Source organism: Desulfothermus sp., assembly GCF_053993635.1.
Map to the genome: position 1 here is coordinate 1 of NZ_JBMYBT010000088.1, position 11987 is coordinate 11987.

Below are 11987 nucleotides of genomic sequence, written 5' to 3' on the forward strand. Positions count from 1 at the left end.
CATTACAAATGGTAGAACATCACAACCTCGAATTTAAAGATAAAGAATTATATAAAGAAGTAGAATTTTTTTAAGTTATGAGGATAGTAATAGTAGGTGCAGGAGAAGTTGGAAGATATGTGGCTTCCAGGCTTATTTATCAAAATAAAGAGGTGGTCGTAATTGATAAAAATCAATCTTTATTAGAAAAACTACGAGACAAATTAGACTTAGAAACCATCCATGGTTCAGGGAGTAGTCCAAAGGTTTTAGAAAAAGCTGGTATAAAAGATGCTGAAACCTTGCTTGCAGTTACAGATAGCGATGAGATCAATCTCATAGCCTGCACTTTTTCAAACATACTTTCTCCTAAAATCACAAAAATAGCAAGAATAAGAAATCCCGACTATCTTGCATATAAAGATGTCTTGGCTAAAGAGATTTTACATATAGATTTTATTGTAAACCCAGAGAAAGAAGTAGTGTCTTCTATTGAAAAGATGATAGGACTTCCTGGTGTAAGTGAGATCAATGAGTTTAAAGACATAGGACTCTATTTGGTAGGGCTTTGGATAAAGCCAAATTCTTCTGTGATTGGTAAGAGTTTAGCTGAAATAAAAGCTCAAATGGATGTAAAAGACTTTATAGTAGCCTCTATATCTCGAGAAAAAGAGCTGGTTATACCTTCAGGAGCAGACAAAATAGCTGAAGGAGACTTGATTCACATAGCTGTATCCAAAAAGGAACTGTCAAAGGTATTGTTTTTTTTTGGAATTGATCCAAAACTTCAACACAATATCCTGATCATAGGAGGAGGAAATATAGGATATAAACTTGCTCAAAGGTTGGAGAAAAACAGGGGAGTTCAGTTAAGACTTTTAGAGTCCAATCCAAAAAGGTGTGAATTTTTAGCGGAAAATTTGAATAATACCACAGTCCTTTTGGGAGATGGCACAGATGAAAATATATTAAAAGAAGAAAATGCAGGAGTTATGGATGTGGTGATATCTGTTACTGGAGATGAAGAAAATAACATATTGTGTTCTCTTTTATCCAAAAGTTTAGGAGCAAAGCAGACTATTACTAGAGTAAAAAAATTGGCATACATGCCTATTATGCAGAAGATTGGTTTAGAAAATATTGTAAATCCCAGGATTTCAGCAGCAAATACTATTTTAAAATACATGAGAAAGTGGGTGATATCCAGTTTCTCTATAAAAGAAGATGCAGAGGCATTAGAGATTTATGTTGCAAAAGATTCTTTCTTCTCAAACAAAAGAGTAAAAGAGTTAAATCTTCCTAAAGGGAGTTTAATCCTTTCCCTTACTAGAAAAGATCAAGTCATAATCCCATCTGGTGAAGATAAAATTTTTCCAGAGGACAAACTCATCCTGTTCACAAAAGAATCAAATATTCCAAAATTTGAAAAACTCTTGGCTAAAAAGTAGGTTATGCAATATAATATAATTGCCTTAGTAATTGGATTTATTCTAATAATTATTGGTCTTTGCATGATCATACCCCTTGGCTTTTCTTTCTATTATCACGAAAGTGTTTCTCATCATTTAGGGGCATCAAGTATTATCTGTATAAGTTTTGGTTTCGTTCTACTTTTGATCTATAAAATTACTCAAAAGAAGAGATATGGCGATATATCTTATAAAGAAGGAATGGCTATTGTAACACTTGCTTGGATATTTGCTTCTTTATTTGGAGCCTTACCCTTTTATATTAGCGGTTATATACCAAGTTATATTGACTCTTTTTTTGAAACCATGTCTGGCTTCACCACGACCGGTGCTTCTATTTTAACAGATATAGAAGCATTGCCTAAGGGCCTTCTTTTTTGGAGAAGTTTTACACATTTTTTAGGTGGAATGGGTATAATTGTTCTCTCATTAGCTATCTTACCTTTTTTCAATATTGCGGGAATGCAGTTATATAAGGCTGAGGTTCCTGGTCCAACTCCTGATAAACTTAGACCTCGCTTAAAAGATACAGCTATAATCCTATGGAAGGTTTATTTATTATTAACAGCAATAGAAACCATCTTGTTGATGTTAGGTGGAATGGATTTATTTGAAGCCCTATGTCACTCCTTTGGCACTATGGCTACAGGTGGATTTTCTACTAAAAATCAATCTATTGGATATTACTCATCTTTTAATCAGATAGTGATAATTATATTCATGTACCTTGCTGGCATTAATTTTTCTCATCACTACAAGCTGTTACAGAAAGATTTTAAAAGTTATTTTAAAGATCCTGAGTTTTTTCTATATACAGGTGTGATTTTTTTCATGGTGTTATTAATAACTCCCCTGGCTTGGTACTCCACCCATGAAAAATTTTTTGAAGCTCTTCTCCACAGCTCATTTCAGACTATATCAATATTAACTACAACAGGTTATGCCACCTTTGACTACGAAAAATGGCATTATCTAGCACAGGCCCTTCTTTTTTTGGCTATGTTTATAGGAGGATGTGCAGGCTCTACTGGGGGAGGAATAAAATGCATAAGAATTCTACTTCTATTCAAGATAGCCGCAAAAGAGTTTAAAAGACTTATCCATCCAAGAGCTGTGGTTATGGTAAAGCTTGGAACAAAAAAAATACCCCAAGAAATATGCAATGCCATCTGTGTGTTTTTCTTTTTATATTTTCTTGTTTTTTTTGCATCAATAGTTTTTCTATCCTGTCTTAACGTAGATCTTTTGACTTCTATTTCTGCAACTGTAGCATGTTTAAGTAATATAGGTCCTGGTTTTGGCTATGTAGGGCCTACAGAAAATTATAGTCAGATACCAAAGTTGGGAAAGATTATACTGTCTTTTTGTATGGTGGCAGGAAGGCTAGAAATATACCCTGTTTTAATTTTCTTATATCCTGAATTTTGGAGAAAATAAGAAAATACATTGTTCTTTAAGGCATAATATTATAGTAACTTATAGTAGCGCAACAAAATATATGTAAAAAAATGATAAAAATAAATACAACTAATACTATCCTATATTGTAAAAAATGGAATGAATCTGTTGATTTTTACAAGACACAACTAAAATTAGCGGTAACAACTAATCACAACTGGTTTGTGGAGTTTAAATTAAATGAAGCATCTCGTCTGAGCATTGCAGATGAAGCCAAAGCAACAATTGACAGTAATGAGGGTAAGGGTATTACTATTTCGCTGCAAGTAGATGATATTGAATCCATATATTGGGATTTAAAAAAGCAAGGCCTTAAGCCAACACCATTAAAAAATCATGCATGGGGGGCTAAAGTTTTTTATATTTACGATCCAGAAGGCAATAGGATTGAATTCTGGTCCCAAAATTTAAAGACATAAATAAACCTACGGTAAACCCCTAGACGTAAAAAATTATCAATTATTTTGTTTCAGTAGTGAGATATCCTGTTTGCCACAAAAGTCTAAATAAACCTGCTGTTTCTGAAGAGGAAATTATATTTTAGATGTGTTATAAAGTTTAACTCATTGAATATCCATGTACACAAGTTCCCATCCAAAATATATCAATATCAATATAACCTTGCCAATTTTTTTATTTTTTTGTCCAGTATGTTATCATCTCATCTTTTTCACTTTCTTTTAATTGTAGCGCTGCTGGTCTTTTCAAATTTTTTGGGGTCTTTAATGGAGGAATTCTACAATATTTATTATCAATGATAATATTGTATTTTTCAGGGAATTATTTTTAGCCCAAGTTGATAAACCTGGGCTAAATACAGGGGAATTTTTATATTATTTTTTCAGCCCTTCATTCATAAAATTTAAGACCTTGGCCATTAAATCAAACTGCGGTACACCAATATAATCCCATCTAAGTCTACTTCTATCTATTCCAAAATCTGCTAAAGTGTCTTGCAAAATTTTTATCCTCTTATCAGCGGTATAATTTCCCCAGAGATGATGACAATTATCTGGTGGACAGCCAGCAACTAAAACTCCATCTGCCATATCTGAAAATAATACTTCGCATATAACCTCTGGACTTATGGAGCCTGAGCATCTTATTCTAATTGTCCTGAAATTTTCAGTAACTTTTAACCCCTTAACACCCATTAGATCTGCTGATCCATAGGAGCACCAGTAACATAAAAATGCAAGCAGCCTGGGCTCTCCTTCAGGATGATTTTCAAATGCCCTTTTTGCCATATTTAATATTTGTGCTTCTTCAAGATTTAAAAGCACAATTGCCTTTGATGGACATGTTGAATAACAAAGTCCACACCCTTTACAAAAGTTAGGATCTATCTTGATCTCTATATGTTCTAGCTCTTGTTCTTCTGTATTTGAAGGGTCTAAAAATATAGTCCTTTGTGTATCCTTATCCCTTGCAGATATGGCTCCATGTGGGCATATTGGAATGCACAATCCACACTTTGAACATTTATCCAGATCTGTATAGGATATATATTTGCTGTGTTTTCCTTTTAATGATTCATATGCCCTTATTGCTGCAAGGTGAGCTGATTCAATGCTTTCTTGGACGTCTTTAAATCCCTTAGCTGCGCCTGCTAAGAAAACTCTCTCAACATAGCTATTTATGGGTCTAACCACCTTGGGTTGAAATTCTATTGGATAGCCAAATTGGTCAAGTTGTAAACCAAGCATTTTTGCAGTTTGAAGGGGTGCGGGAATCAGAGGTTCTGCCAAGACAACCAACTGTGTCTCAAACTCTCCCTGGTCTGTATAGATGGTCAGCCACTCATCATCGCCTTCTATTTTTTCCACTTTTGCTTTAATAAACTCAACTCCAGCTTCTTCAGACCTATTTTTTAAAATAGCGCCCATCCTCCCTGAGGTTCTGAGGTTTGTGTAAAGTACTGTGGTTTCTGTACCAGTAAAATATTTTGACATTCTAAATGCATGTTTGGCCACTATATCACAGCAAAGTCTTGAGCAATAACCAACTTCATCCCTTTGACACATAACAAAAGTAACGCTCATGGGAGGCTTACCATAAAACCTATTTCCTATCATCCTTTCAAATTCCATGAGGCTCACAACATTGGGTTTATGGTAAGATAGGTGGGAAAACTCCTTCATATCCCTGGTTTCAAATCCAGTTGCAAATATAACAGCACCAAATTCCTTTTTTAGTGTCTGAGATTTTGCATTCAGATCAATGGCATCTGTAGGACATACATTTACACATTCTCCACATTTTGTACAAATGGTATCATCTAAAAAATATTTATCTGGAACACCTAAATCATATTCTTTGTCTATTGCCTTCTTTTTTGTTTGGCCAAAATCAAATGGATTTTTGACCTCTACAGGGCACACTTGAGCGCACTTTCCACACGATATACACTTTATAGGATCAACATACAGAGGATAACGTGCTATTTCTGTATAAAAATTCCCATTTTTCTTTTCAATCCATGATATTTTTGAAGAGGTTAAAATGGAAACCTTATCTTCTAATAACAGGTCCCTACTTATTACCGGTATAACACAACCATTATAGCAAAATGAAGGAGAGCCTTCGCTCTGCCAGAGAAAAGATACCTGAGCTGCGTGCCCTCCTATATATGGTTTTTCTTCAACTATGGTTGCGTGTACCCCAAGTTTTGAAAGGGCCTGGGCAGCACTTATGCCTGCAACTCCTCCCCCAATTACAAGGACTTCCTGATTTAAGTCCTTGACCTCATAAGATGGGACGTTGAGTTTTAATTTTTCATAGGACATGGTGATCAGATCCATGGCCTTTTTAGTTGTCAGGTCTTTATTTTCATGTATCCAGGCGCATTGCTCCCTTATATTGGCAACTTCATACATGCCCACATCAAAACCATTTTTTATAAGGTGTTTTTCAATCTTATCTTCATTAAGCTTTAAAGAAGATCTTTCAGAACAGCATGCAAATAATATCCTTTCAACCTTTCCATGCAATTCATTTAATATGTCATCTATATTTTCACATAAAAAATCCACTTTTTTTATTTCAGTTATTCTGGGAAGATTTTGGGCGCCGTTAATTAGATATTCAAAATCTATTTTCTCTTCCAATGTTGTTCCACAAGTGCACAGGATTAGCGCAATTTTGTCCTGCATTTTATTTCCTCCTTGGGTAATAAAGATTTTAGGCCAATTACAGATTTTATCCTCTCAATTATGTGAGGGACATTCTCTTTTAATTTCCTATTTATTCCTCTTTTAAAACTATTAATTTTACCTGTCTGAATCAAAAGTAAATAAATATTTTTTGGCATATTACTGTTAAATACCTCATAGCCAACTTTAATTACCTGGTATAGATTGAGTCCATGAGAATTATGTAAATACTCACTTCCTTTAATATCGCTGTATGTAAGCAAAGCTATATCTCCTAATTGTAATCCAATATCAGCTGCATCTACTATTATTACTTTGTCATATCCAATTATTTTATCCAGAATTTCAAAGGAAATATAGTATAAAACTTCAGTATCTATATTTAATCCCTTTTTTTTGATTTCGTTTGCAACTAAAAGTCCAATTGCATCATCTCCCATATTTGGGTTTCCAATGCCAATTAATAGGGTTTTGAATCTATCCTTCATTTTAAAAATTCTTTATTTTTCTTATTTGTTCACCATCTTTGTCATATACGGTTACTTCTATAGGAGTAGATCCCATTTTTACCTGATGAGTAGCACATGCAAGACAGAGATCATATGGTCTAAAAGCCATTTCTACGTAATTTAAAATTCCATCATCAACTTTACCTCTTTTAATAAAATGTTTTGCAGCCTTTTTTATTGCAAGATTTATAGGCCCATTGTTATGGGTTGTTGCAACTATTAAATTAATTTTTTTAACAATAGCATTTTCATCTGTTTCATAGTGGTGGATTAGCGTCCCCCTTGGTGCCTCTACAATTCCATATCCTATTCCTTTTACTTCTGTGCTTTGATTTATGATATCTTTGGACGTAATATCTGGCTCGTTTATAAGGAGTTTTATTTTTTCTGCTGCATTTAAGAGTTCAATTGCCCTTGCCCAGTGGTAAGCCTGGATATAATGGATTGGATGTTCTTTAAAAAAGGATTTGAATTCCATAAACTCTTCATTGGCAATAGGGGTATCCATTCCTTCAGCAACATTAAATCTGGCAAGTGGTCCAACACAGTACAAATTGGTATTATCTCCTTCCTTTATCCCTTGCCACTTCCCCAATTTTTTGTTGTATGGAAATTTTAGATAACTCCATGGAAGCACCCGCTCTGAAATAAAATCAAGATATTTGGGTCCATAGAACTCACCAACTACATCTCCATTTGGGGAAATTACCAGCTGGGTACCGTCATAATATTCCACCTGATTTTTTTTGTTTACCGTTCCCATGTAACCAACTTTCACATGATACACATCACTGGTTATAAGTTTTAAATAATCAGGATTTTTTAAAACCATATCTTTAAATATTTTAATGGTCATCTTTCCAAATTCAATTAATTCATCTGCCCATTTGTCTATTTTGTCCCTTTCCTCTTCAGATATGGACTTTGACCATCCTCCAGGCAGGGAAGCAACCGGGTGATTTGGCTTACCTCCCAACATCTCAAATATCTTAACTGCCAGAGACCTTTTTTTAAGTACATCCTTAACTGTTTCTTTTCCCACCTTTTGAATTAGTCCAACAATATTTCTGATTTTTGGGTCAGATTCAGGGCCAACAATATAATCTGGAAGCCCCAGTGCATACAATACAAGGGCATGGTCTTCTATGTAATGGGAACAAAAGTATATTTCCCTTATTTTTCTAGCAACTTCAGTTGGTTTTACACCATATACTTCATCAACTGCCTTCATTGATGCAGTAAAGTGTACGCCTCTACACACGCCACAGATAGTGGATACTGTTCTTGGTAGTTCTTCGACAGGCATTCCCTGGAGAAATTTTTCATATCCCCTCAGCTCCACAACCTGAAAAAATGCATCTTTAACATCACCTTTATCATCAAGAAATATAGCGATCTTTCCATGACCTTCCAGTCTAGTTATTGGATTTATTTCTATTTTTTTCACTTTAATTACCTCCAGATAAGGTATTTATTTTTTTTCACTGGTTCTATCCATCATGCTTTTTGCAAAGCTGTATCTATAAAAGAGCTTTTTTAAGTCATTGTATTTCTTTTTTAAGTCCCCGGCCATTTCAGGAGTTTTTAGCATGGATCCAATAGCTGAAATGGCCTTTGCTCCAAAGTCTTTGATTCCTGGGATTGGCCCACCACATCCCCTGCACGGCATGTTAACTTTAGTACAAAGTGCATTGCAATCTCCTTGAGTCATAGGGCCCAGACACAAATATCCCTGTTCTAATAGACATCGATCTGGGTCTGGTAGATCTGTTGTCCTTTTTATGGTTTCTATTTTTTGCCTGTGCATGGATACTGTACCAGGATTTTTAGGACAAAAATCGCAAACTGATTTTCCAGAGGTTATCCAAGACCCTTTTTCAGGTAATTCATTTTTGACTATTTTTTCAACTATCTTGGCAATGAAATCATGGTGGGGCGGACAACCACCAACATAGTAATCAACTTCAGCAACATCATCTACACATTTTACCTTATCTAAAAATTTAGGCAGGGTTAAATCAAATTCCCCCTGTTCAAGGAAACTTACCTGAGGCAAAATTTCATCTGGGTTATCAGTAGAAGGTGTATTAAAATAAACTTCCTGAAAAATTTCTTCTTTAGTGTGCATGTTTGCCATTGAGGGTATCCCGCCTAAGGCTGCACATGCTCCAAAAGCAACCAAGGTTTTTGATTTTTTTCTTAACGTCTTTAGCATGTGTTCGTGCTCATCTAACCTCACCATGCCATCTACGAATGCCAGGTCTATTGACCCGTCTTCCATGTTTTCAAGGTCTTTGTATTTAACGTCAGCCACAGTAGGTGCCCAGAAAACAACCTCGAGTATATCCAATGCATCAACAAGCCTATCAGCGAGATCTACCATGGCAGTTTCACAGCCTGCACATCCACCACAAAGTAAAAAACCGAATTTTAATTTGTTGGACATTGCCTATGCCTCCTAATTTTTGAGAAGTTGCCTTTTTGCCTTATTTTTATTAAATCTTTATATCTATCTTCAATTGGATGCAAGTGAAATAAGCTATTATTGAATAAATGAAATATTGAGGGATGATTTTTTTCATGATTTTTTTATGTATTGTAAAAGTATTTCAGGGGTTTGTATGGATATGGGTCATTTAAAGAATTTACTTGATAGTATACCTATTGCTATAATTGCCCATGATCTGAATAGAAGGATTTTTTATTTTAGCAGGTATGCAGAAGAAATAACAGGATATTCTAAAGAAGAGGTGATTGGAAGGGACTGTCATTCAGTGTTCCCAGGTGGATTTTGTGGAAGTAAGTGTAGTTTTAAAAGTAAGATAGTGTTTCCAAGTTTATCCAAACTTGAATACAATATTAAATTTATTGATAAAAAGGGAAATACTAAATATCTAGAAGCCAAGGTAGTGCCTATTTATGAAGGGAAAAAAATTTACGGGGTATGTGCAGTTTTTGAAGATATTACTTCTGATATAATAATTGAAAAACAAGTTGAAAAGATAACCAATTTTCATGGGATAATAGGGAAAACAGATAAAATGCAGAGACTCTATGCTCAAATCAAAAATGTTGCCAAGATTTCAGTTCCTGTTTTAATCCTGGGAGAATCAGGAACAGGGAAGGAACTGGTTGCAAATACAATACATAAATTGAGTCCTAGAAAAGATGGTCCTTTTGTTGCTGTTAATTGCGGGGCTATCCCCGATTCTTTAATTGAAAGTGAGCTTTTTGGATATGTAAAAGGCGCCTTTACTGGCGCCACAAAGTCTAAAAAGGGGCGTTTTGAGCTAGCTCACAGGGGTACGCTGTTTTTGGATGAAATTGGAGATGTGAGTCCTGCAATGCAGGTTAAACTGCTCAGGGCAATACAGACATTGACCTTTGAAAGACTTGGAGATAACAAAAAAATAAGGGTTGATATCAGAATTATATCAGCAACTAACAAGGACCTCAGTGAAGAGATTGTTAAGGGCAATTTTAGAGAGGATCTTTTTTATCGTATAGCTGTAATTCCTCTTAAAATACCTCCTTTAAGGGAGAGAAAAGAGGATATTCCTCTACTTGTTGATCATTTTTTGAAAGAGTTTGCAGTAGAATTTAATATGGATATTCCTGAAATCACACACCCTGCCATGGAGATACTAAAAAGACATAATTGGCCTGGGAATATTAGAGAACTTCAAAATGTTGTCCAATATTCTTTAGTGGAATCATTTGAATCTAAGTTAGGTGTAATTGAACCTATTCATCTGCCCAAGTATCTTTTAGAAGGGCAAGTAGACCATGATATAGTCATACATAAAAAACAAAGGCCAAGGAAAAATTTAGATATAGAAAAGGTCAAGGAAGCAATAGAAAATGCTGGGGGAAATAAAGTAAAAGCAGCAAAGATGTTGGGTATATCAAGGGCTACCTTATATAGAATTTTGGCCAAACATAAACAAAAATAAGCTATAATTCCAAATCACTATATAATTAGATCTCTTAGTAAATTTAAATGAAAATAGAACGAGGTTATATATATGAAAATAAAGACCGAATACAAAAGTGTTAAGCCATATGTAACCAAAGACGGATCAATAATAAGAGAACTAATGCATCCAAATGTGCATGGGAACAAAAATCTCAGTCTAGCAGAGGCTATTGTCCCTCCAAAAGCAAATACTTTTTTGCATAAACACAATCTTTCTGAAGAAATATACTATATTCTTGAAGGAACAGGTTTAATGATTTTAGGGGATGAAAAATTTAATGTAGAAAAAGCTGATTCTGTGTGTATCCCACCTGGTACTCCACACCAGATAAAAAATACAGGAGACACTCCTTTAAAAATCCTTTGCTGCTGTTCTCCTGCATATTCCCATGATGATACAGAATTGTTGTAAATAGCATTAACTAACTTTTAAATATACTCATCAACACATTAACAATTTGTGCCTTTCCTTTAGAAGTCTTTGATGAGAATAAGATGGGTTCTATGGTTGATCCTGAAAAATCCTGCCAAAAATTTTTGATCCTGTTTTTTGCAGACATATTGGCCTTGTCTTCTTTAGTAAGTATAGGGATTACTTTAAATCCCTTGTCTGTTATATAGTTAAAGAGATTTATATCTGCTTGTTGGGGTGGGAGCCTACTGTCAATTAACAGGATAACTCCTTTTATATTCTCTACATTTTTTTTAAAGTAGTTATCAACGAGAGTTGCCCATTTTTGTCTTTCTTTTTTAGATGTTTTGGCATATCCATAACCAGGCAAATCCACTAGATATCCCTTAAATTTTTTTATAAAATAGAAATTTATAGATTTTGTTTTCCCAGGCTTTGAGCTTGTTTTTGCAAGATTTTTCTGTCCTAAAATGCAGTTAATAAAACTGGATTTACCTACATTTGATCGTCCAGCTACAGGTATTTGAGGATTCTCTATTGTTGGTATCTTGCCAATTTCATAGATTGTGTGTTTTAAGATGAATTCCATTTTTATGTTTTTAATACTTGCAATTTTAATGTGTGTTATATTAAATTCAGTGTTGGCATCACTTATTTAAATAAAAATAAATTAAAGGTCAATATTAAAGGGGGTAAGATGAGAAAACTGGTATATTTTTTGTTTATAGTTTTTTTTCTTATGGTAGGCTGTACAAAAATATTAGTTAAAAAAGAGTCTATGAAGACTCCATATAAGACATTTAAAGGAGTAGTAGATGTTGACATAATAATGGAAAAACAGAACAAAAGTAAATTTGAAATCACAAAAGAGATAGCTTTAATGGCCCAGAAACAAGGAGTCATGGAAGTAGGAAGGAAATGGTTAAATCAAAGTACAATGTTTAAGGTTGGAGAATCTAAAAAACAAATAAGTGGAAAAACTGTTGTTTTAAATTCTATTGATACAAATTTTAATCCCGTTTATGATGATGT

General features: G+C 34.3%; 11 protein-coding genes. 6 read left to right on the forward strand and 5 right to left on the reverse strand.

Features of this window, described 5'->3' with window-relative positions; translation table 11 throughout:
* Window positions 1-77 precede the first annotated feature (77 nt).
* From trkA to ACY2V1_RS07020, 3 genes are all read left to right on the forward strand, one after another.
* Window positions 78-1427, forward strand: a complete 1350-nt coding sequence (trkA, locus tag ACY2V1_RS07010) for a Trk system potassium transporter TrkA (RefSeq protein ID WP_461834082.1) — start codon at window positions 78-80, stop codon at window positions 1425-1427.
* A 3-nt stretch (window positions 1428-1430) separates the two neighbouring features.
* Window positions 1431-2885, forward strand: a complete 1455-nt coding sequence (locus tag ACY2V1_RS07015; protein ID WP_461834083.1) for a TrkH family potassium uptake protein — start codon at window positions 1431-1433, stop codon at window positions 2883-2885.
* 71 nt (window positions 2886-2956) lie between these two features.
* Window positions 2957-3325, forward strand: coding sequence for a VOC family protein (locus ACY2V1_RS07020; protein ID WP_461834084.1), 369 nt, complete (start codon window positions 2957-2959; stop codon window positions 3323-3325).
* A 414-nt stretch (window positions 3326-3739) separates the two neighbouring features.
* Here ACY2V1_RS07020 and ACY2V1_RS07025 read toward each other — a convergent pair whose 3' ends face one another.
* Genes ACY2V1_RS07025 through ACY2V1_RS07040 form a run of 4 tightly spaced genes read right to left on the reverse strand, consistent with a single transcriptional unit; the run spans window position 3740 to window position 9013 of the window.
* Window positions 3740-6058 (reverse strand): hydrogenase iron-sulfur subunit, encoded by a 2319-nt coding sequence (locus ACY2V1_RS07025; RefSeq protein WP_461834085.1) that lies wholly within the window; start codon window positions 6056-6058, stop codon window positions 3740-3742.
* Window positions 6037-6546 (reverse strand): hydrogenase maturation protease, encoded by a 510-nt coding sequence (locus ACY2V1_RS07030; protein ID WP_461834086.1) that lies wholly within the window; start codon window positions 6544-6546, stop codon window positions 6037-6039. Before ACY2V1_RS07030 ends, ACY2V1_RS07025 begins: the two co-directional genes overlap by 22 nt.
* Before the next feature lies 1 nt (window position 6547).
* The gene (locus ACY2V1_RS07035) at window positions 6548-8014 is read right to left on the reverse strand and encodes a Ni/Fe hydrogenase subunit alpha (protein WP_461834087.1); all 1467 of its coding nucleotides are present in this window, start codon (window positions 8012-8014) and stop codon (window positions 6548-6550) included.
* A 24-nt stretch (window positions 8015-8038) separates the two neighbouring features.
* The gene (locus ACY2V1_RS07040; protein WP_461834088.1) at window positions 8039-9013 is read right to left on the reverse strand and encodes an NADH-quinone oxidoreductase subunit B family protein; all 975 of its coding nucleotides are present in this window, start codon (window positions 9011-9013) and stop codon (window positions 8039-8041) included.
* 175 nt (window positions 9014-9188) lie between these two features.
* Between ACY2V1_RS07040 and ACY2V1_RS07045 the strand changes: the two genes are divergently transcribed.
* Both ACY2V1_RS07045 and ACY2V1_RS07050 read left to right on the forward strand, forming a co-directional pair.
* Entirely contained in the window at window positions 9189-10520 is a 1332-nt protein-coding gene (locus ACY2V1_RS07045; protein ID WP_461834089.1) for a sigma-54 interaction domain-containing protein, read from the forward strand.
* 72 nt (window positions 10521-10592) lie between these two features.
* Window positions 10593-10955 carry a cupin domain-containing protein gene (locus tag ACY2V1_RS07050; RefSeq protein WP_461834090.1) on the forward strand — a complete coding sequence of 121 codons (363 nt, stop codon included), beginning with the start codon at window positions 10593-10595 and terminating at the stop codon, window positions 10953-10955.
* A 10-nt stretch (window positions 10956-10965) separates the two neighbouring features.
* On the opposite strand, the gene yihA is transcribed toward ACY2V1_RS07050, so the two are convergent.
* The gene (gene yihA, locus ACY2V1_RS07055) at window positions 10966-11544 is read right to left on the reverse strand and encodes a ribosome biogenesis GTP-binding protein YihA/YsxC (protein WP_461834091.1); all 579 of its coding nucleotides are present in this window, start codon (window positions 11542-11544) and stop codon (window positions 10966-10968) included.
* A 108-nt stretch (window positions 11545-11652) separates the two neighbouring features.
* Here yihA and ACY2V1_RS07060 point away from each other — a divergent pair.
* On the forward strand, window positions 11653-11987 hold a 335-nt coding region (locus tag ACY2V1_RS07060), incomplete at its 3' end, for a hypothetical protein (RefSeq protein WP_461834092.1).